The 20,991-nt window shown below is 34.2% G+C and carries 20 protein-coding genes and 1 riboswitch; of the genes, 12 read left to right on the top strand and 8 right to left on the bottom strand.

What is annotated here, in order from left to right; genetic code table 11:
- Nucleotides 1-4: 4 nt before the first annotated feature.
- Complete coding sequence (locus NKR74_RS16715) at nucleotides 5-1,765, bottom strand: alpha-glycosidase (RefSeq protein WP_253630299.1); 1,761 nt, start codon at nucleotides 1,763-1,765, stop codon at nucleotides 5-7.
- A 307-nt stretch (nucleotides 1,766-2,072) separates the two neighbouring features.
- On the opposite strand from NKR74_RS16715, the gene NKR74_RS16710 reads away from it, so the two are divergent.
- The 5 genes from NKR74_RS16710 to NKR74_RS16690 all read left to right on the top strand — a co-directional run bounded on the left by NKR74_RS16710 (nucleotide 2,073) and on the right by NKR74_RS16690 (nucleotide 7,234).
- Complete coding sequence (locus tag NKR74_RS16710; RefSeq protein WP_253630298.1) at nucleotides 2,073-3,335, top strand: extracellular solute-binding protein; 1,263 nt, start codon at nucleotides 2,073-2,075, stop codon at nucleotides 3,333-3,335.
- A 77-nt stretch (nucleotides 3,336-3,412) separates the two neighbouring features.
- Complete coding sequence (locus NKR74_RS16705; RefSeq protein ID WP_253630297.1) at nucleotides 3,413-4,714, top strand: carbohydrate ABC transporter permease; 1,302 nt, start codon at nucleotides 3,413-3,415, stop codon at nucleotides 4,712-4,714.
- Complete coding sequence (malD, locus tag NKR74_RS16700; protein ID WP_098305755.1) at nucleotides 4,715-5,557, top strand: maltosaccharide ABC transporter permease MalD; 843 nt, start codon at nucleotides 4,715-4,717, stop codon at nucleotides 5,555-5,557.
- A 289-nt stretch (nucleotides 5,558-5,846) separates the two neighbouring features.
- Nucleotides 5,847-6,872 (top strand): LacI family DNA-binding transcriptional regulator, encoded by a 1,026-nt coding sequence (locus tag NKR74_RS16695; protein WP_098305753.1) that lies wholly within the window; start codon nucleotides 5,847-5,849, stop codon nucleotides 6,870-6,872.
- Between the two features lie 131 nt (nucleotides 6,873-7,003).
- Nucleotides 7,004-7,234 carry a hypothetical protein gene (locus tag NKR74_RS16690; RefSeq protein WP_098305751.1) on the top strand — a complete coding sequence of 77 codons (231 nt, stop codon included), beginning with the start codon at nucleotides 7,004-7,006 and terminating at the stop codon, nucleotides 7,232-7,234.
- Between the two features lie 38 nt (nucleotides 7,235-7,272).
- Here the strand turns inward: NKR74_RS16690 and NKR74_RS16685 are convergent, their stop codons facing one another.
- The gene (locus NKR74_RS16685) at nucleotides 7,273-8,430 is read right to left on the bottom strand and encodes an aminotransferase A (RefSeq protein WP_253630296.1); all 1,158 of its coding nucleotides are present in this window, start codon (nucleotides 8,428-8,430) and stop codon (nucleotides 7,273-7,275) included.
- 110 nt (nucleotides 8,431-8,540) lie between these two features.
- On the bottom strand, nucleotides 8,541-8,741 hold the full coding sequence (locus NKR74_RS16680) for a hypothetical protein (RefSeq protein WP_098305747.1): 201 nt from the start codon (nucleotides 8,739-8,741) through the stop codon (nucleotides 8,541-8,543).
- A 215-nt stretch (nucleotides 8,742-8,956) separates the two neighbouring features.
- On the opposite strand from NKR74_RS16680, the gene NKR74_RS16675 reads away from it, so the two are divergent.
- The gene (locus NKR74_RS16675) at nucleotides 8,957-10,243 is read left to right on the top strand and encodes an ATP-binding protein (RefSeq protein ID WP_098305745.1); all 1,287 of its coding nucleotides are present in this window, start codon (nucleotides 8,957-8,959) and stop codon (nucleotides 10,241-10,243) included.
- Between the two features lie 23 nt (nucleotides 10,244-10,266).
- Here the strand turns inward: NKR74_RS16675 and NKR74_RS16670 are convergent, their stop codons facing one another.
- Nucleotides 10,267-11,043 carry a DUF3967 domain-containing protein gene (locus NKR74_RS16670; RefSeq protein WP_253630295.1) on the bottom strand — a complete coding sequence of 259 codons (777 nt, stop codon included), beginning with the start codon at nucleotides 11,041-11,043 and terminating at the stop codon, nucleotides 10,267-10,269.
- A gap of 237 nt (nucleotides 11,044-11,280) precedes the next feature.
- On the opposite strand from NKR74_RS16670, the gene NKR74_RS16665 reads away from it, so the two are divergent.
- Complete coding sequence (locus NKR74_RS16665; RefSeq protein ID WP_098305741.1) at nucleotides 11,281-11,715, top strand: NucA/NucB deoxyribonuclease domain-containing protein; 435 nt, start codon at nucleotides 11,281-11,283, stop codon at nucleotides 11,713-11,715.
- Between the two features lie 42 nt (nucleotides 11,716-11,757).
- A complete protein-coding gene (comJ, locus tag NKR74_RS16660; protein WP_253630294.1) occupies nucleotides 11,758-12,144 on the top strand; it encodes a competence protein ComJ in 387 nt (128 codons plus the stop codon).
- Between the two features lie 186 nt (nucleotides 12,145-12,330).
- Here comJ and metE read toward each other — a convergent pair whose 3' ends face one another.
- The 4 genes from metE to NKR74_RS16640 all read right to left on the bottom strand — a co-directional run bounded on the left by metE (nucleotide 12,331) and on the right by NKR74_RS16640 (nucleotide 17,763).
- The gene (gene metE, locus NKR74_RS16655; RefSeq protein ID WP_253630293.1) at nucleotides 12,331-14,622 is read right to left on the bottom strand and encodes a 5-methyltetrahydropteroyltriglutamate--homocysteine S-methyltransferase; all 2,292 of its coding nucleotides are present in this window, start codon (nucleotides 14,620-14,622) and stop codon (nucleotides 12,331-12,333) included.
- A gap of 129 nt (nucleotides 14,623-14,751) precedes the next feature.
- A riboswitch (cobalamin riboswitch) is annotated at nucleotides 14,752-14,940 on the bottom strand.
- 112 nt (nucleotides 14,941-15,052) lie between these two features.
- Nucleotides 15,053-15,328, bottom strand: a complete 276-nt coding sequence (locus NKR74_RS16650) for a hypothetical protein (RefSeq protein ID WP_253630292.1) — start codon at nucleotides 15,326-15,328, stop codon at nucleotides 15,053-15,055.
- Nucleotides 15,329-15,588: 260 nt separating this feature from the next.
- Complete coding sequence (locus tag NKR74_RS16645; protein WP_253630291.1) at nucleotides 15,589-16,149, bottom strand: PadR family transcriptional regulator; 561 nt, start codon at nucleotides 16,147-16,149, stop codon at nucleotides 15,589-15,591.
- Nucleotides 16,150-16,227: 78 nt separating this feature from the next.
- The gene (locus NKR74_RS16640; RefSeq protein ID WP_253630290.1) at nucleotides 16,228-17,763 is read right to left on the bottom strand and encodes an MDR family MFS transporter; all 1,536 of its coding nucleotides are present in this window, start codon (nucleotides 17,761-17,763) and stop codon (nucleotides 16,228-16,230) included.
- Nucleotides 17,764-18,393: 630 nt separating this feature from the next.
- On the opposite strand from NKR74_RS16640, the gene NKR74_RS16635 reads away from it, so the two are divergent.
- The 4 genes from NKR74_RS16635 (at nucleotide 18,394) to NKR74_RS16620 (ending at nucleotide 20,967) form a co-directional block, all read left to right on the top strand.
- Nucleotides 18,394-18,915, top strand: coding sequence for a hypothetical protein (locus tag NKR74_RS16635; RefSeq protein ID WP_098305729.1), 522 nt, complete (start codon nucleotides 18,394-18,396; stop codon nucleotides 18,913-18,915).
- A 97-nt stretch (nucleotides 18,916-19,012) separates the two neighbouring features.
- Nucleotides 19,013-19,186 (top strand): hypothetical protein, encoded by a 174-nt coding sequence (locus NKR74_RS16630; protein ID WP_176524511.1) that lies wholly within the window; start codon nucleotides 19,013-19,015, stop codon nucleotides 19,184-19,186.
- 285 nt (nucleotides 19,187-19,471) lie between these two features.
- Nucleotides 19,472-20,290, top strand: a complete 819-nt coding sequence (locus NKR74_RS16625) for a peptidoglycan-N-acetylglucosamine deacetylase (RefSeq protein ID WP_253630289.1) — start codon at nucleotides 19,472-19,474, stop codon at nucleotides 20,288-20,290.
- Nucleotides 20,291-20,346: 56 nt separating this feature from the next.
- Nucleotides 20,347-20,967 carry a YkyA family protein gene (locus NKR74_RS16620; RefSeq protein ID WP_098305799.1) on the top strand — a complete coding sequence of 207 codons (621 nt, stop codon included), beginning with the start codon at nucleotides 20,347-20,349 and terminating at the stop codon, nucleotides 20,965-20,967.
- Nucleotides 20,968-20,991 lie beyond the last annotated feature (24 nt).

Below are 20,991 nucleotides of genomic sequence, written 5' to 3'. Positions count from 1 at the left end.
AGCTTTACCATGTTAAAATGGAAAATCCATATGGTGGAAGTGTAACTAGTAATGAGTTTGTTTCAGCGGAAAACTCTTCTTTTGTATACAGATTTACAATTTTTTTACCACCAATACGAAAAGGTATCGGAGCTGTAATTTCATTATTTGTTGGATTTAAAACAAATAATATTGTTTCTTTTCCGTATGTTTTTGTATAAGAAATATAATTGTGTTTGTTGTTGGCGTCAATCCATTGAAATGAACCGTGCCCGCCAAAGGCTTTATATTGTTTCCGCAATAAAATTAATGTTTGTATATGCTGAAATAATTCTTTATCTTGTTTATCTTCATCCCAGATCATACATTTTCGGCAACCTGGGTCCATTCCCCCGTCCATTCCAATTTCATCACCGTAATAAATACATGGTGAACCGATGAAAGAGAGTTGGAATACATAGAGTAATTTTACTTTTTCTTTATTGCCTTTACAGGTTGTTAAAATTCGCGGTGTATCGTGGCTGTCTAGTAGATGAAAAGCAGCTTCGTTTACATTCATGGAATATGAATGAAGAGATTCGGTAATTTGATGCATAAAATCATTTGCCCGAATGGTTTCATTTGCAAAATAAGAAAGAAGAGCATTTGTAACAGGATAACTCATGACGGCATCAAATTGATCGCCTTGTAGCCATGGAAGAGCGTCATGCCAAATTTCTCCTAAAATGTAGACATCAGGATTAATCGCCTTTACTTCACTGCGGAATTCACGCCAAAAGCTATGATCCACTTCATTCGCTACATCAAGTCGCCAGCCGTCAATGTGAAACTCTCGTACCCAATAACGTCCTACTTCTAGTAAGTATTCTTTTACGTCTGGATGAGTTGTATTTAGTTTTGGCATATACGGTGTAAAAGCGAATGTATCATAATTAGGAAAAGGTTCTGTTACAATTGGAAATTCATGAATATGAAACCAGTCTTTGTAGGAAGAGTGTTCTCCTTTTTCAAGAACATCTTGAAATTTATCGAAAAAGTATCCACTATGATTAAAAACGGCATCTAGCATAATTTTTATACCGCGTTGATGACATGCTTCCACAAGCTTCTGAAATGTTTCTTTTGTCCCAAATTGAGGATCGATTTCCATATAGTCAATCGTGTCATATTTATGATTAGACTGTGCCGTAAAGATTGGGGTAAAGTAAATGCCGGAAATACCAAGTTCTACAAGGTAATCAAGGTGATTCATAATGCCGACGAAATCCCCGCCAAAAAAATTTGTTGCAGTTGGATCTGTACTACCCCAAGGAAGAGTATTTGCTGGATTACATGTACAATCTCCATTAGCAAATCGTTCTGGAAAAATTTGATACCATACTGTATTCTTCACCCATGGGGGAGCCGTAAAAACATCCTTTTCATGTATAAATGGGAAGCAAAAGTAATAGCCGACGTCGTCAGTAGGTGCTTCAGAGAAAAGGCCTCTTTCTGTATAAACGATAGTTTCAGTACTACTTTTCAGTTCGAATCCATATCGTAAGCGCTTAAATTTCGGTTCAATTGATACAAACCAATAATCAAATAAATCCGTCGAGCCGCTCTTTTTCATTGGTATTTTTTTTGTTAACCATTTCCCATCTTGCCATTCATATGGATCACCATAAATGAAGGATACTATATCTACGTCGTTTTTTTTCGTACGTAGCCGAATGTGGAGTGTTTTTTCATTATAAGCGTATGCGTAATTATCTTTTGGTCTATGGTATATTGCTTCTTTAATCATATAAAATATTCTCCTTTACTAGTTCTTTAAATAAGAATATATTGCAAACGATTGCTTTTTATATAATTTTAATATTGCTTATAAGGGTAGTACGCATTCCATATAAAGTCAATGAATATAAAGAATAACTGCGTAAATTTTTTGAAAAATAATATTTGCAAAACATATAAATGTATGTATAATAATAGACAAATAGCGCAAACGTTTTCATAGATTGAAAAGTTGTTTGTGCTTCTATTAAACTATTAGATGCAAACGTTTTCATTGATTAGAGTACCATATACATAATTTGGGGAGGTATTAAGGGATGAAGAAAAAAGCGTTATCTTTATTAACAGTTTCAGCTTTGGCAATCGGTATGTTATCGGCATGCGGACCGAAAGATTCAGAGAAAAAGGAAGCGAGCAAGGAGAAGAAAGATTATGATCTTCTTGTTTGGGAAGATCAGAAAAAAGGTGTTGGTTTAGATCCAGCCGTAAAAAGTTTTGAAAAGAAATATAATGTAAAAGTAAAAGTTGTCGAGATTCAGATGACAGAACAATTAAAAAAACTTCGTCTTGATGGTCCAGCTGGTACAGGGCCGGATGTTGTAACATTACCGCATGATCAAATTGGGGATGCAGCGACAGAGGGGTTACTTTCTGAGATGAAAGTGGATGATTCTGTTAAAAATAAGTTTACTGATTTGTCACTAAAAGCGCAAACATATGATGGAAAATTATATGGTTTACCGAAAGCGATTGAAACACCTGTATTCATTTACAATAAAAAATTAATGACAAAAGCACCAGAAACGATGGATGAACTATTTAATTTTTCAAAAGGATTTACAAAGAACGGAAAATATGGATTTTTAGCATTAGGAGATAACTTCTATTTTGCAAATGCATTTATGGCTGGTATGGGCGGTTATGTATTTGGTGAGAAAGACGGACAACCAAATGTAGCCGATATTGGATTAAATAATAGCGGTGCAGTACAAGGTGCAGAATATATTCAAAAATGGTATAAAGAAAAACTATTTCCAGAAGGAATTATTGGTGAGTCTGGCGGACCAGCTGCAGATGGATTATTTAATGAAGGAAAAGCTGCTTCTATTATGAATGGTCCATGGGCATTCCAGGCGATGGAAAAAGCAGGAATTGATTATGGTGTAGCTCCAATGCCAAAATTACCAAATGGCCAGCCGATGAAAACATTTGTTGGTGTAAAAGGATGGCATGTAACAAGCTTCTCTAAAAACAAAGATTTGGCAACAAAATTCACTGATTGGGTAACAAATGAAGAAAATGCAAAAATTCGTTTTGAAAAAACAAAAGAAATTCCGCCAGTGAAATCAGTTATGGAAGATCCAATTATTAAAAATAACGAAGCTGCAAAAGCAGTAGTGACACAAGCCGAAAATGGTATTCCAATGCCGAATATCCCAGAAATGCAAGAAGTTTGGAAACCAGCTGGTGATGCGCTGCAATTAGTTGTAACAGGTAAACAAGAACCAAAAGCGGCACTTGATGAGGCTGTGAAACAAATTAAAGGAAACATTGAAGCAAATCATAGTAAGAAAAAATAATATAGAATTTGTGTCTTTTGTAAACAAAAGGCACGAATTCTCCTCCTTCCAAGGGGAAGAAAAAAGGGGGAAGAACTATGCAAACATCCTTTGAACCAACACACGCAGTAAACGGTTCAAAACACCGAAAAACAGCGGCGGCGTTGTCTATTATTCCAGGTATTGGGCAACTGTACAATAAACAATATGTAAAAGGTATCATTTTTCTAGTATTAACTTGTTCGTTTTTTGTAGCATTTGCTGATTTGTTAAATATCGGGTTGTGGGGAATTGTAACGCTCGGTACAGAAGTTCCTCGTGATCACTCTATTTTTCTATTAGTAAAAGGTATTTTAGCAATTATCGTTATTGCATTTGGACTAGGTGTATATGCCTTCAATTTATATGATGCGTATCAAAACGGGAAAAAGCGTGATGTAGGAATACCACTAAACTCTGTGAAAGAACAATATCATCATTTATTAGATCAAGGTTTTCCCTATTTGATGGTTTCACCAGGTTTTCTTCTATTAATTTTTGTTGTTGTACTTCCGATTATTTTCGTCCTATTAATTGGATTTACAAATTATGACTTATATCATTCTCCTCCTGCAAAACTTGTAGAGTGGGTTGGGTTTAAAAACTTTGTTGATATTTTTACATTGCCAATGTGGCGAGACACATTTGTAAGTGTATTTTCTTGGACTGTGATTTGGACCTTCGTCGCAACGACATTACAAGTTGCACTTGGTATTTTCTTAGCGATTTTAGTAAATCAACCGAGTATTAAAGGAAAAGCGGTAATTCGTACAATCTTTATTTTACCATGGGCTGTTCCAGCGTTTGTATCTATTCTCGTATTTGCTGGCATGTTTAATGAATCATTTGGAGCAATTAATAATCAAGTGTTAACTCTATTTGGAATCGAAAACATTGCTTGGATGACAGATCCATTTTGGTCGAAAATCGCTTTAATTTTTATTCAAACATGGCTCGGATTTCCCTTTATTTTTGCGATGACGACAGGTATACTGCAATCGATTCCAGGTGAATTGTATGAAGCTGCTACGGTAGACGGTGCGACAGCTTGGCAACAATTTCGTAAAATTACATTGCCGCTCGTTTTATACGCGACTGCTCCTATTTTAATTACGCAATATACATTCAACTTTAATAATTTCAGTATTATTTATCTGTTTAATGGTGGTGGTCCAGCTGTAGCGGGACAAAATGCAGGTGGAACGGATATTTTAATTTCTTGGATTTATAAGTTAACGATGACATCAGCTCAATATGGAAAAGCAGCAGCACTAACGATGATTTTATCGGTAATAGTTATTTCAGTTGCTTTATGGCAATTTAAAAGAACAAAATCATTCCAAGAAGAGGATATGATGTAAATGAATATAAAACGACAGAAGATGTTACGTCTTTCATTAAGTTATTTCGTAATTTTCATTATGTGTATTATTATTTTCTATCCATTATTATGGATTATAGGCTCCTCGTTTAACCCTGGGGATAGTTTGTCGGGATCAAGTATAATTCCTAAAAATGCAACGCTGGATCATTACAGAAAACTATTGGATCTTTCGCAAAGTAACTATGTACTTTGGTATAAAAATACGTTGAAAGTTAGTGTTTTGACAATGATTTTTTCTGTATTGTCAATTAGTTTTACAGCATATGCTTTTTCGAGATATCGTTTTGTCGGAAGAAAGAATGGGTTACTAACGTTTTTAATTCTTCAAATGGTTCCAAACTTTTCAGCATTAATTGCATTGTATATATTAGCACAGCTGACAGGATTAATTGATACACATCTAGCATTAATTTTAATTTATGTTGGCGGTGCAATTCCAATGAATACGTGGCTTATGAAAGGATACTTTGATACAATTCCAAAAGAATTAGACGAGTCAGCCCGTATGGACGGAGCAGGGCATTTTCGTATTTTTTGGCAAATTATTATGCCTTTGGCAAAGCCAATTATTGCGGTTGTAGCGCTGTTTACCTTTATCGGTCCATTTACTGATTTTATTTTAGCGAGTATTATTTTGCGTACACCAGAAAATTATACATTAGCCGTTGGATTATACGAAATGGTAGCGAAAAAATTCGGTAATGAGTTTACAACATTTGCAGCAGGGTCGGTATTGATTGCGATACCAATTTCAATTTTATTTTTATCTTTGCAAAAATACTTTATTTCTGGTTTAACAGCTGGGGGAACGAAGGGATAAATGGGACTTTATGTCTCATTTATCTTTTTTAATTGGAATATCGGTCTATATAACATAAGAACAGGGTAATTTTTAAAAAAATAGTATATAGTATAGGAAAATAAGGTTCTATCCCTTACAATACATGAAGAGGGAGAATATAGATATAGATTTACATTAATAGAAATTTTTATGAATGGAATAAAGTGAAACTTCCATTAGTGGGGGGCTTACTGTCGCTAATAGCGGGATAAAAATAGAGGTAACTTGTATAAATCATGTAGATAAAAAAGAGAGGAGGAACAAATTTATGACAGTTACAATTAAAGATGTGGCAAAAAAAGCAAATGTTGCTCCTTCTACGGTTTCACGTGTAATTGCTGATAACCCGAGCATTAGTGAGAAAACAAAACGTCGCGTTCGTAAAGTGATGGCTGAATTAGGATATCACCCGAATTTAAATGCGAGAAGTCTTGCAAATCAAACAACAAAAACGATTGGACTTGTTATGCCAAGCTCTGCGAGTAAAGCGTTTCAAAATCCATTTTTCCCAGAAGTTATTCGAGGAATTAGCTCATTTGCACATGGAGAAGAATATTCATTGTATATGTCAACTGGAGAAACGGAAGAAGAGATTTTTAATGGTGTTGTGAAAATGGTGCAAGGAAGGCAAATCGGTGGCATTATTCTTTTATATTCCCGTATGAATGACCGTATTTTAGAATATTTACACAGTCAAAATTTCCCATTTGTTCTCATTGGGAAACCATATGAACGAAAAGAAGAGATTACATATATCGATAATGATAACTATGCAGCCGCACGAGAAGTAACAGAATATTTAATTTCACTTGGACATAAACGAATTGCTTTTATCGGTGGTGATTCGGATCTACTCGTTACAAAAGATCGCCTCGCTGGAATGGCAGACGCATTAAAATTAGCTGATATTTCTTTGCCAGCTGAGTATGTTTTAAATCTTAGTTTTTTACGAGAAAGTGGTCAAAAAGCGGTAGAAGAACTTATGACACTTGATGCACAGCCAACAGCTATTATCGCAACGGATGATTTAATTGGATTAGGTGTATTAAGTGCTTTATCAGAAAAGGGAATTTCCGTGCCAAAAGATATCTCTATTGTTAGTTTTAATAACGTATTATTATCTGAAATAGCAAATCCACCATTAACAACAGTCGATGTAAATATTTTTCAGTTGGGCTACGAAGCAGCGAGATATTTAGTTGATAAAGTTGAACATTGTGAAACTTCACCAAAGTGTATTATTATTCCTCATAAATTGATGAAACGTCAAACATGCAATGAAATATTGAAATAGAATCTAAGATGGTATTGTATAGATAAGATTAATTTAAACAAATTATAAAATGAAATATTTATAAAGGTAGTCTTCTCACCCAGAGCTAAGTTGTATGGTAAACATACAATAATATACAGGAGGTGAAGAAGATGGATAAATCAATGAAGTATTTCTTTGCGGTTATTGTTGGTTGGTTATGGACAGTACTTGCTGGAGTAATGGACCAATCATTAACAACAGGTTTTCATTATTTCTCTATTTATGCATTAGATGGACTAATCAATTTCATTCAATATGTGGTAACATTAGTTGGCTGGATAACAGTTGGATTATTTGGTTTTTTTGTCATAAGAGATGGTTGGAAAGAGAAAAAAAGATAGTATAAATGCAAAAAAACTAAGGGGAAAGGGTATTCCTCTTAGTTTTTTTGTTGTAGAAACGTTTCTAAACGGTCACAGCCTTCTTTCAGCATTTCCATACTATAAGCATAAGAAATACGAATGTACCCTTCACCGTATTCGGAAAATGCTGAACCTGGAACAACTGCAAGTTTAGCTTCTTTCACAAGTTCAATTGCGAAATCAAAAGAAGAGGAGTTTAAATTCCCGATATAAGGGAATAGATAAAACGCTCCTGTTGGCTTTTCAACAGTTAATCCCATTTGTACAAGACGGTTGTATACATAATCGCGACGCTTTTTGTATTGATGACGCATCATACGGGGGGCGTCCTTTGCTGCTGTTAATGCTTCAATTGCTGCATACTGAGCAATTGAAGTTGCACATGTAACATTGTATTGATGTACTTTTAAAATTTGACTTGCTAAAAAGTTTGGTGCAAATAAAAAACCAATGCGCCATCCTGTCATAGAATGAGATTTTGATAAACCGTTAATTACAATCGTTTTATTTCGCATTTCTGGAAAATTTGCAATAGATATATGTTTATTCTCGTATACAAGTTCGCTGTAAATTTCGTCGGAAAGAACAAAAATATTTTTATCCTTTAATACTGAAACAATCTCTTTGAGTTCTTCTTCTGATAATGTTACGCCAGTTGGATTTGATGGATATGGTAATACGATGCAACGGGTTTTGTTTGTAATTGCTTTTTCGATTGTTTTTGCTGTTAAGCGGAATCCTGTGTCACGGACGTCTACAAAAACAGGTTTTGCACCGCATAGACGAATAATAGGTTCATAGCCTGGGTAGACAGGGGCTGGTAAGATTACTTCAGTTCCTTCTTCCAAAATCGTACGAAAGGCAATATCGATTGCTTCACTTGCCCCGATGGTTACAATTGTTTCATCTTCCGGAGAATATACTAAATTATAGCGTTCTTTTAAGAAATCACAAGCAGCTTTTCGAAGCTGTAACAAACCCGCATTATGTGTATAACTTGTAAAATTTTCTACAATAGCACGCTTAGCAGCTTCTTTCACTAAAGAAGGAGTTGGGAAATCAGGTTGTCCAATGGTTAATGAAATAAGATCATCATAATTTTGAATCATGTTAGAAAATTGGCGGATTCCAGAAATTTGAATATCCTTTACACGTGGATTAATAAATTGTTCCATTTTGTCTCCCTTTCTTCCGTTGCAAAATTTCTTTTTATTGTATCATATTTATCATACAATCGCTTTGAAAAGCTACAAATAAAAAAGGTCGCTAAAAAGCGACCTTTTGTTTAATAACCGTATTCCCAATCGATTTCGTCTTCACTCCAAAGAACGGAAGAAACTTTTCCTAGATGTATTACTGAGTTGTTTATAGAGCATGCACAATTGTTTGTACCTGTTTGCTCTTGTAATTTTTTATACACCGATTTCTCAACATTTTCTAGTACAACAAGATTTTCCTCGTTTAAGACGAGCGCAGTTCCTGTCATTTTATTTTCCCCCAATCGATTTCTTAACCTGTATTTATTGTATCTTGTACAGAGACAATTTGATACATGGTTTACAATCATTTTGAAAAGTTGTAACATTTGTGAATAAATTTCCACAAAATGTTTACAGAAATATTAAGAATAATCTAAAAAATAAAACAAATTTGCCAATAAAATGGTATAATCGTATCAAAATAAATATAGGGGATGAGGGGATGGGACTTATCCGTGATTTAATAATTCAAGTTGCTATCATTATTTTGCCGTTATTTTTGTATGAAGCAATTCGTTTAAATCGCTATCAAAGCATGCTTCAAAAGCCCAATCGCTACTTTATTGTATTATTATCAACAATTACGCTTATCCTTTCAATGACATATCCAATTTGTGTTGGGGAAACCTGTAATTATGATTTCCATCAAATCTCAATAATTAGTGCGTTTTTGTATGGTGGTTCAGTTGGTATGATTCCGGCTGTAATGGCTATTTTATACGATGGATTTCTGAATGGTTTAAGCTGGCTTCGGTTATTAGAAATTATTTGTATCTCTGTTATCCCTTTTTTATTGTCTAAAAAATGGAGTGCGTTTCCGAAAAATAAAAAAATTGTTTTATCTTTTATGTTGGCATCTTTTTATACACTCATTTCTTTAGGATTTGAAATATTTGGTTTGTTGTTAGGAAAGGGCTTTACGCCAATGATGTCTTATTTGTATAGCGAATACATATTTGCCTCTTTTATTATGATTATGACGATGACATTTCAAGTGTATTTAACAGAGTATTTATATGAAAATGCAATGTTACGAACAGAAATGCAAAAGTCTGAGAAATTAAATATTGTCAGCGAGTTAGCAGCAAGCGTGGCCCATGAAGTTCGTAATCCACTTACAGTTGTGCGTGGATTTATTCAATTGTTAGAAGGTACAGAAGATGTTAAGAATAAAGAATACATGCGTCTTGTTTTGGCCGAATTAGATCGGGCAGAACAGATTATTTCAGACTATTTAAATTTAGCTCGGCCGCAAATTGATAAGAAAGAACATATTTGTTTATCAGCACAGCTTATTGAAATGACGACGTTAATGTCTTCCTTTGCTGCAATGCGAGGTGTATATCTACAGGTTGAAATTGCAGAGAATTTATATACTATAGGTGACAAAACAAAATTAAAACAAGCGATTATGAATGTTGTAAAAAATGGCATTGAAGCAATTCAAGAAAATAAAGGGTATTTAAAAGTGACTGCATTGCAAAAAGATGAATCTATTGTTATTCGTGTCAAAGATAGCGGTGTTGGGATGACAAAAGAGCAGTTAGAGAGACTTGGACAACCCTATTATTCATTGAAAGAAAAGGGGACAGGACTTGGATTAATGGTTACCTTTAGTATCTTACAAGCTCATAATGGTACACTTGTATATAAAAGTGAAATAGGTAAAGGAACGGAAGCGATTATTACTTTACCAGTTGCGGTGCAAAACATAGTACATAAAAAATAAAAGTTACCGAGGTATGGTAACTTTTATTTATTCATTTCTCCCGTTTTTTCAGATTTAAATCGAATGAATAGACTTTTAAATGATTTAAATAAACTTTGTTCTTGTGAAGCAGCAACTAATCGTTTTGTTTCTTGAATTTCTCGAATAACTTGCATAAGCTGAGCATCGCGATTGCTTTCTTTATTATAAACTTGGTTCATAAGTTTGTTCATTTTTTCTTCTTGTTTGGATTCACGTTTATACATATGATTCATAAGTAAATCCATTTTTTCTTTTTGCAGCGCATCAGTTTCTGCTGCGTGATCTACAAGATTTTGTAACATTTCCTCTTGTTTGGATTCTTTTACGTATACTTGGTGCATTAATTCATTTAGCTTTTCGTCTTTTAAACGATTCTGTGTAATAAGGGTAGAATTTTGATGAATAATTGCTTCGTTTAATTGAGCAAGCATATCTAACTTGTGCATAAATTCTTCAAATTTCAGGCTTTGCTCTTTGAGTTGTAGGTCTGTATTTTCTTTTAGATCTGTATCTTCTTTTACAATAGCAGGAGAATCGGGTGGAGACTCTTCTTCTTTTAGTATAAATGAAATCGTTTCCATAATATCTTCTTCCAATGTAGCAGCTCGTTCGTGAATCATTTTTAATAGTCGTAAATCATCCATTTTATACGTGCGAGATTCAGCAGTTTTATCAATAAAATAGCCATGTTGTTCTAAAAGTTGGCTATATTTACGAACCATATTTTTGGGGATTCCCGTTTTATTTGTGACATCTTTTGTTTTATATGTTCCGCTCATGACATTTCCTCCCTAAAAAGTATCATGTATACCAATTCCATTTTTTGTTTTATACTTCCTTTGAAAAAAAATGTCGGAAGGTTGAAAGTTTTCTACATGTTTAGTGAAAAGTTGCACAAAATGGTATGTTATTGATGGAAAAGAAGCTAGGAATATAGAATAATGTCTGAAAACATAAGAATATGAAGTTTGTTATAATGAAAGAAAGAGAGGAAGAAAATGGAGGATGTAAGCTGGATGAAACAAGTAAAAGGCATTTTGATTACAATCATTGCAATTCTGTCTGTATTAATTGGAGTATACAAAGTTCTGATAACGCCAGCATCAGAGAACAAGAAAGAGGTATCGTACGACCAAATTCTTGAGTTTCCGAAAGAACGATATCCAGAGACAGGAAAACACATTGCGAACGCAATACAAGAAGGGCATTCTAACATTTGTACAATTGATCGAAATGGAGCTGCGGATAGAAGGAAGCAATCGCTAGCTCCATACCCGCCCAAAAAAGGCTATGACCGTGATGAATGGCCGATGGCGATGTGTAAAGAAGGTGGAAAAGGAGCGCACATTGAATATATTAATCCCGCAGATAATCGGGGTGCTGGTTCATGGGTTGGTAATAAGTTAGATCAATACCCAGATGGAACACGTGTGAAATTTGTTGTGAAATAATATATTGCTTCGCATCACTTAATAGAAAAAGGAGTGAAAAGAGTGGAGTTAACAATTTCTTATGCACAATTGATAGTAATGAATCAAGAGATGACATCTCCGCATGTAGATTGGACGGATAAAGATTTTGAAAGAGGCTATGCTGAGGCTGAAGGAACAATTATATTTGAGGCCTTATCTGATTATACGTGTGAAGTAATGGTATTTACTCAGAAATTTGTAGAAAAAAAAGAAGCATTACGAACGGTATCAGCTCCATTCACAGTGTTACAAGAAGGAGTGTTTATAAGCAGTGTGCTAGCAAATCAACTTCATTTTCTCGTTCCGTCAGGAGAGTATATAGTGACTATGCAAGCAATTCCCCTAGAAGAACCTTCAGTAGATGCCTTGTATAAGATAAGATATGAATTGTTTTTTGAAGAGAATTAGTCACTACATTAGTATAGTGACCTTTCACGAGCAAAAACATATTGTTAATTATAAATGAAGGGTAAGCCCCTTCGTATTTTTGTTAAGTAGTAAAGTGAAACTTCCATCAGTGAGGGGGCTTACTGCCCAAAAATAGCGGGAAAATTAGAAAACTACTGTCCAAGAGACAGTAGTTTTCTAATTTTATTATCGCACGTTTGTTTGCAACAATTGGCGAGCTTTTACAGCTGCCTTTACCATATGTTCTAATGCAGGAATAACTTCTTCTGTTTTTCTTGTTTTTAAGCCGCAATCTGGATTAATCCAGAAATATTTTGGATCGCACACCTTTAATGATTGTTCTGCAATTGTATACATTTCATCTATACTTGGAATGCGTGGACTATGAATGTCATATACACCAAGTCCAATCCCCTTTTCATACGGATGTTCTTTTAATGTATCAATAAACTCCCCGTGGCTTCTTGATGTTTCAATAGAGATAACATCTGCATCAAGCTGACGGATCGCTTCCACAATATCTTCAAAGTTACAATAACACATATGCGTATGAATTTGTGTTTCGTTTGCTACTGAAGAAGTAGAAAGGCGGAATGCTTGAACAGCCCATGTTAAATATGTGTCCCAATCTTTCTCTTTTAACGGCAGTCCTTCACGCAGTGCAGGTTCATCAACTTGAATAATACGAATACCAGATGATTCAAGTAAGTTAATTTCATGTCGAAGTGCCAGTGCAATTTGGTAAGCAACTTCCTTTCTTGGAATATCGTTACGAACGAAAGACCAATTTAAAATTGTCACAGGACCAGTTAGCATGCCTTTGACAACTTTATTAGTACAACTTTGTGCAAATACTGTTTCTTTTACTGTCATACCATTAATAAACGCAACGTCACCATAAATAACAGGAGGTTTCACACAACGAGAACCGTACGATTGCACCCATCCATTTTTTGTAAAGGAGAAACCAGCAAGTTTTTCACCGAAATATTCTACCATATCTGTTCGCTCAAATTCGCCATGAACGAGAACATCAAGACCAATTTCTTCTTGGTATTGAATCCATTTTTTTGTTTCTTCTTCAATAAATTGTTCGTACTGCTCATTTGAGATGTCACCGCTACGCCATTGTTTTCTAGTCTGACGAACTTCCTGCGTTTGCGGAAAGCTACCAATTGTTGTCGTTGGAAGTAACGGTAAATTCAGAGCTTTTTGTTGTAAATTGTAGCGATCTTCAAATGAAAGAGGACGAGAAAAATCTTCTTCTTGTAATGCTGATAGTGTAGATTGTACATCGTTACGATTACGAACTGCAGAAGTCTGAATTGCTTCGTGAGCATTTCGATATGTTTGTAATTCATCAGAAGTATTTTCTATTCCATGAACGAGAGCTTTTTGTAAAATAGTAAGCTCTTCTAATTTTTGATTTGCAAAAGCAAGCACATCGTATAATTCGTTTTCAAGGTGTGTTTCAATCGTCTTGTCAACAGGGGTATGAAGTAAACTACAAGACGGCTGTACAATCCATTCTTTTGGTTGTATAGTTTCTTGTAATGTATGGAAAAGAGAAAGGATTTCATCCAAGTTTGCTCTCCAAATGTTACGACCATCTATACAGCCAACACCTAATACTTTATTGGAAGGGAATCCATGTTGTAGCAGGGCGCGCAAATTACCTTCTTTACCGTGTACAAAATCAAGTCCAATACCAGTAACCGGGAATGAAATAATCTCTTCATAGTTTTCTTCTATACTATCAAAATACGTTTGCAGCATAATAGATATATTTGGAACAGCTTTACGAATCGTTTCATATAATTCTTTCGCTATACCAATTTCTTGTTTTGATAGGGATGTAAAGATTGGTTCATCAATTTGAACCCAGCGTACGCCAGCGTCTTGTAATTCTTGTAACAATTGAATGTATGGCTGTGTTAATTTTTGTAAAATGCTTGAGAAGTGTTCTTTTTTATAACCTTTTGCTAAGCTTAAAAACGTATACGGTCCTAATATAACTGGTTTACCATCAACGCCTAGTTCTTGTTTTGCTTCTTCATATAAACGAAGTGGACGATTGTCTTTAAGAGAAATATGTAAGCCTTCCTCATATTCTGGAACGATATAATGATAATTTGTATTAAACCATTTCGTCATTTCAGAAGCAACGTGATCTTTTGAACCGCGTGCCATACCAAAGTATACGTCAAGCTCTGATGTATACTTTGAAAAACGAGATGGAATAAATCCAAACATACATGCTGTATCAAGGACATGATCATAATATGTAAAATCACCAATTGGGATAAGATCGATTCCTTTTTCTTGTTGTACTTTTACATGTTGAAGGCGAATCTCTTTCATTTGTTTCACAAATTGTTGTTCATCCACTTTGTTTGCCCAAAAGGCTTCTAAAGCTTTTTTCCATTCGCGATGTAATCCAATTCGCGGATACCCTAAGTTACTTGTTTGAATTGTCATAGTTAATTTCCTCCCTAAATATAAGTAAGCATTTCCGTTTACTCGGAAATACCTTTAACGAAAAGTAGGCATAGAAGCAGAAAATGCTCCTCTTTCGTTAAAAACACATCCTCATCATCCGTGAGTCTATCAGTGCCGTTAAAATAGGCAGGTCTCCTGGCTCATGCATCAGCGATTTCTATCACCTTCCCGTTTTCACAGTGGTATATCGAAAGAAATCTTTGCACTTACAGTGGCGGGACCGCGCTGGATTTTCACCAAACTTCCCTTTTAAACACGAAATAAATCTTTTCGTGTACCTATCTCCTTTTGGAAAGGAATGTAACTAGCGTATTTGATATTGAAACAAATTCTAACATAATATTTAAAATTTTGTCTACTATTTTAAAATATAAATTTTTAAAATTTTTTAAAAAATCATTTAATTACATTAACATGAAAAATTTTCTAAATGCCACCACCAATGTGATGATGGATATGTATATGGAAAAACACAGTAGTAAGGCTGTATATGTTTATATATATCGTGAGCGTGGTGAAAGAGTAACCGGTCATAGGAGAGTAGTTCTAGTTGTTCATTTGGCTGTAATGTATGGGATTGAAAAGCAATTTCACTGCGAAGAATTAGTATATATAAGATTTGTTTTTGTAAATAAGAATGGTAGTATACAGAAAATCCGTATTGTTTAATTAAATTACCCTTCATAAGGTGTCACCTCCTTTATTCCGCTAGTTGTAGGAAGTAAGACTCCCACCTCAAGAATTTGAGAAGTCAAAGAAGTAAGGTGAGAGCTTTCCATAAGTGAAAGAGGAAAAGCTCCCTGCTTATGGAAGTTTCACTTTATATATTCGTATTGTAATGAAAAAGGGAAGAGGTTACAAAAAAGAAAAAAGGGAAAAAACGCTTAAGAAAATCCATTTTCATGAATACAAAAAACAGTCACTCCTTGGTGACTGTTTCGATGTTTAATTATCTAACTCTGTATGGATTTCCGAAAGTTTTCCTTCTAGTGCGTCTTTATACAGTTGTTTCAGCCAACGAAATTCAACAGAAGCATGATCAATAACGTTTGCCAAAATATAAAGCTGTGCACGAGGAATGCTAGCCTTATTATTTATATATATGCTTTGCATCGTTGTTATAAATGCCTGTGTTTCTTCAATTTTCTTTTTAAGAATCGGCACAATGCATTGATTGTCACCGAAATGACTGAAAGAAAGCCCGGTATAGATTGGTTTATATATATGATTTTTCGCTTGAAATTGTTCGAGTAAAAGAGTATGGAAAAGTCCTTTTCCTTTTTCTGTAATATGATAAATTGTTTTATCCGGACGATTTGTATCACGTATGATATGCGTAACAGCGATAGCTTCCTGTTTTTCTAGCTGCTCGAAGGCGTAATATAAAGACCCCTTTGCATATTTAATATAACAATCCATTTGTCTTTCTTTCATAATGTGTTGCACTTCGTAAGGGTGTTTCTCTCCTTCAAGAAGTAAACCGAGAATGACTAATTTCATGCTCATTTTGTTTCAACTCCAATAGCATCAAACTACTAAAATAAGTATATTCTCCTCCTCATCAAGGAGAAGGAGAGAAGAATGTTAACTAACTTGTTTTTGCTTCTTGTTTGTTGGTATAATTAGTCGCTCTTTTCCCATTAATAAGATGCATATAATGCTAAGGGCTGCAGGAATAAGTGCCCATAAAAATGTGTCAGCGATAGAGGTTGCTAGTGCATGTTTAATACCATCTAAAATTTGTGGCGGTATTTTCTCAGTCGCATTTGGAGATAATAAGAAACTTGTATCGCCGCCTTTTGGAGCCATCTTTGCTAGTTCTGGCGGGAAAACAGATTTTAGTTGATCTGTAAATACATGATTTTGAATCGTACCAAAAATTGTTACACCAAGTGTCATACCAAGTGAACGGAAGAAAGAATTTGTTGATGTCGCAGAACCTCGTTCTCTCATACTTAAATTATGAATAGAAGCCATACTTAAGACAGAGAAGGAAAATCCGACGCCAAATCCAGCTAAAATCATAAAGACTGTAATCATTGTACGTGACGTATCGACTGTTAAAGTACTTAATAAATACATACCAAGAATAAAGAAGATACCAGAGATCATCATAATGTTACGGTAACTTGTACGAGTTGATAACTGTCCACCTATTTGGCTTCCAATAACAGATCCTACCATCATCGGTGTTAAAATTAATCCAGCATTTGCTGCGGATCCACCAAGAACACCTTGGATGAAAAGTGGAATGTACACTGTACAAATAATAAATGTTGCACCGTATAAGAAGGCAACGCCTTGACTTGCTGCAAATAAACGTTTTTTGAATAAATGGAAAGAAATAATAGGCTCTTCCACTTTTCGTTCAATAAAGAAAAAGATAATCATCATAATAGCAAACGTAGCAAATAAGCTCACAATTACGCTTGAATCCCAAGCATACTGTTTACCTCCGAGTTCTAAAGCAAACATGAGGCAAACAATACCAATAATTAAAGTAACAGCACCTGCCCAATCAATTTTTTGTTTACTATATTGTAAAGATTCTTTATAGTATTTTGTAATTAAAAAGAGCGAGATAATCCCTAATGGAATATTAATATAAAATACCCAGTGCCAGTTAATATAGTCAGTAATATAAGCACCTAACAGCGGTCCAAACACACTTGACGTTCCAAAAACAGCTCCAAATAGTCCTGTCATTTTACCTCGTTTTTCTGCTGGGAAAATATCATACATAATTGTAAATGCGATTGGCATAAGAGCACCGCCGCCAATTCCTTGAATTGCACGGTATACACTTAATTGTTCAATGCTAGATGCAGTGCCGCAAAGCATTGAACCAGTTAAAAAGAGAAGTAATCCTCCTATGTAAAAACGTTTACGTCCGTACATATCTGATAGTTTTCCGAAGATAGGCATTCCGGCCATCGTAGCTACCATATAGGCAGAAGTGACCCATACAAATTTATCAAAGCCGCCTAAATCACCTACAATAGTAGGCATTGCAGTAGCAACAATTGTGTTATCCATTGCTGCTAGTAGTATTCCCAGTAGCAATCCTGTTACAACCAATTTTGTGTTACTTGCTTGCTTTTGAGTTATTTGTTCCTCCAAGCATAACCCTCCTTTGTATATCAACAATAAATTATATTATAGTCAAATTTGACCAAATGATAAATAAATTTTTTTCGGCAAAATTATTTTGTCGTACATATGTACTTTTTAGTCAAAGATCACAAACATATACATATAAATTATTTAGTCGATATATATGTGAAAAAATATGTTATTGGTTACCTATTATAAAAACTGTAGAAATGCAGAAATGTAAAATATTTTTTAAAAACATATTATTGAAAATGATTCATAATATAGGAAGTGACGAAAGGACATAGAGCTTACTTGTAAGAATTAGAGAGGACAGAGAACTGTTTATGTATTGCTATACAATATAAAGCAAATTAAAAAATACTAGAATGAGAAACAATATATAAAGTGAAAATTTTATCAGTAGGAAAGTTTTTCATATGCCACTTATGATTAGTATAAGATAAAAGAATACATGAAACTTTATCAGTAAAGCTGTACATGATGTGCAGCTTTTTTAGAATGATTTTTTCTTTCGTTTATCGAATACTATATAAAGTAAAGGATATAAAAAGGTTAAGTTTTTGTCGGAGGCCGCGAAGAAAAAGTAGAGAGTGTGAAAATTATAAATTTAATATTAGAGTGGGGTGAATTTGTATGGTGAAATACTGGGGGGAATTAGAAAATCGAGATAAGTTTTCTTTGTGTATACAACCTTCTTTATGGTCAGGGGGCAATGACAAGGATTTAGCTTATAAGCAATACACTCCTCAAATAGAAGTAACGCTTACGGTGTGTAATATGAAACAACAGTCTTCGTTTTCAGACACTATTTATTATGAACTTCAAGATATAATTGCGATTCAAATTGAAGTGGATAATAAAGGGAAAGAAGCTGTTTCTCGTATATGCGTAAGTCATATGATTAGAGATCAACTATCGTATATACCAAATACATTAACGTCTAATAGTGGGGAAAACGAATTTCTTTTTCAACTTGTTCGTTGGCGCATTGATAATTTGTCGCCAAAAGAAAAAGCATGTTTAGTATTGCAAGTAAAGGCTGAACGTAACAATATATCACCTTCTTTACCTCTTCGTGCTACGTATACATTTCAACATAACCAACAAGTGTATGGACCATTGCAAACAAAGCAGGCCCTGTTGATAAAACGATAAAAAGGAATTATGGAGTAGGAGACTACCAACAAGAATTTTTTTTAAGTAATTGGATATCGCTTTATCCCGCACTAACGGGCACGAACAATCAACATTAATGAATCGAATAACTAAAAATTTAACAAAAGTGTTGCAAGATGATATTGTACACATCACATTTATATTTGGTGGAGCAACATATCCATTAGAGGGAGACTTATTTGAAGTGCTATTAGAACTAGCACAAATGCGATTATTTCAAAATAGAGATATGCAACAAGTGGAATTATAACATTATTATTTCGAAACATTTTTTTCATTTTTGTTACAATACTTGTGTGTTTTGTAACAAATCCCTTTAAAAATATGGTTAATCGTCATATAATTAACGATGGATGTGTCAGTATATTTTGCACAATGATTTCTCATTAAAAGTGTAGAGTAGGAAAGATCTCTACACTTTTCCTTTTGAAGAAAATTAGAGAATAATCGGAAAATATTGCATCGATTCCTTTGTACTGTGTAAAATGGAACAAATAGAGATAGAGAGATAGAAAGATAGAAAGGGAATGATAGAATGGTAGACGTTACGAACCACCGCTCTACAATAATTAAGCGGTTGGTTATTGTTGTTATAGCAATTTGTGCTGTAGCAGCAGGATTTTTTCTGTTTCAATCAATTACTTCTCCTGCAAAAGCAGTTGCAAATCAAGAAAATTCCGTTCAGTTTGCAAGTGAACAGACAAACGTAGAAATGAAAAAAGCAGCGCCTGAAAAATATAATGGTCAAGTGCGTAAAGTAGTATATTTAACATTTGATGATGGACCAAGTGAATTTCAAAAGGAAATTTTAGATATTTTAAAGAAAAATGATATAAAAGGAACATTCTTTATGATTGGTGGAAATATTCCAGCCTATAAAGAGAGTGTAAAGCGCTTAGTAAAAGAGGGACATTATCCGGGTGTTCATAGTATGACGCATAATTATACAAAGCTGTATAAAGAAGGAAAATTTGTCGACGAAATGAAACAAGCACAAGATATTATGAAAGAAGTAACTGGTATTCATCCAAACCTTGTTCGCTGTCCATATGGAAGTATGCCGGGACTTACTCAAGCGTTACGTGATCAAATGACGTCTGCTGGCATGAAAGAATGGGATTGGACTGTAGATTCTTTAGACTGGAAATTATCAGGAAATCCAAATGGAGTAACCCAAAATGTTGTCTCACACGTTAATAAAGAACGAGAAGTTGTTTTAATGCATGAGAAAAAGCAAACAGTGCAAGCTTTACAAACAATCATTGATGATCTTCGTAAAAAGGGGTATGAATTCGAAGTATACGATGAAGCAGATCATTTTCCATTAAATTTCTGGCATGATAATCGCATATAAAATAGGAGGAATTGAAGTTGAAATATAAAAAGATAGCACTAGTAGCAGTTATATCAATGAGTTTACTTGCAGGTTGCTTCGGACCTAAACCAGAAGAAGAGTTATACGTAGCATTTGAGAATGCTGCAAAACAAGAAAAAACAATGTTTGAAGATGCGAAAACATTGGAGACATTAGAAAAGCAAGGACAAGAATTGTACAGCCAGATTGTAGAGGGCGGAAAAGATAACAATCAAGTGGTAAAAGAGAAATTAGATCAAGCTATAAAAAACGATGCAGATCGTGAAAAAGTATTAGATAAAGAGAAAGAAACATTAGATAAAGCGCAAGAAGAAACAAAAGATGTTGATAAATATATAAAGGAACTTGAAGATAAAAAACTGCAAGAACAAGCAAAGAAAGTACAAGATGCGTATACAGGCCGTTATGATGCGTTTAAACAAATGTATGATAGCTATAAAAAATCATTAAATTTAGAAAAAGAATTGTATACGATGCTGCAAGCAAAAGATGAAAAGTTAAAAACGATTAGTGAGAAAGTAAAAGCTGTAAATCAATCTTATCAAGATATCGAGTCTTCAAAAAATAAATTTAATGAATATACAAAACAATATAATCAAGAAAAACTGTCCTTTTATAAGCAAGCAAACATTAAAATAAAAGAAGACAAAAAATAAAGAAGCTTTGGCCAAAATGGCCAA

It is taken from the genome of Bacillus sp. 3103sda1 (genome assembly GCF_024159135.1).
Classification (GTDB): Bacteria; Bacillota; Bacilli; order Bacillales; family Bacillaceae_G; genus Bacillus_A; species Bacillus_A rhizoplanae.
Note: the sequence above shows the minus strand (reverse complement) of the source record. Positions and strands in the feature narration are given on the sequence as shown.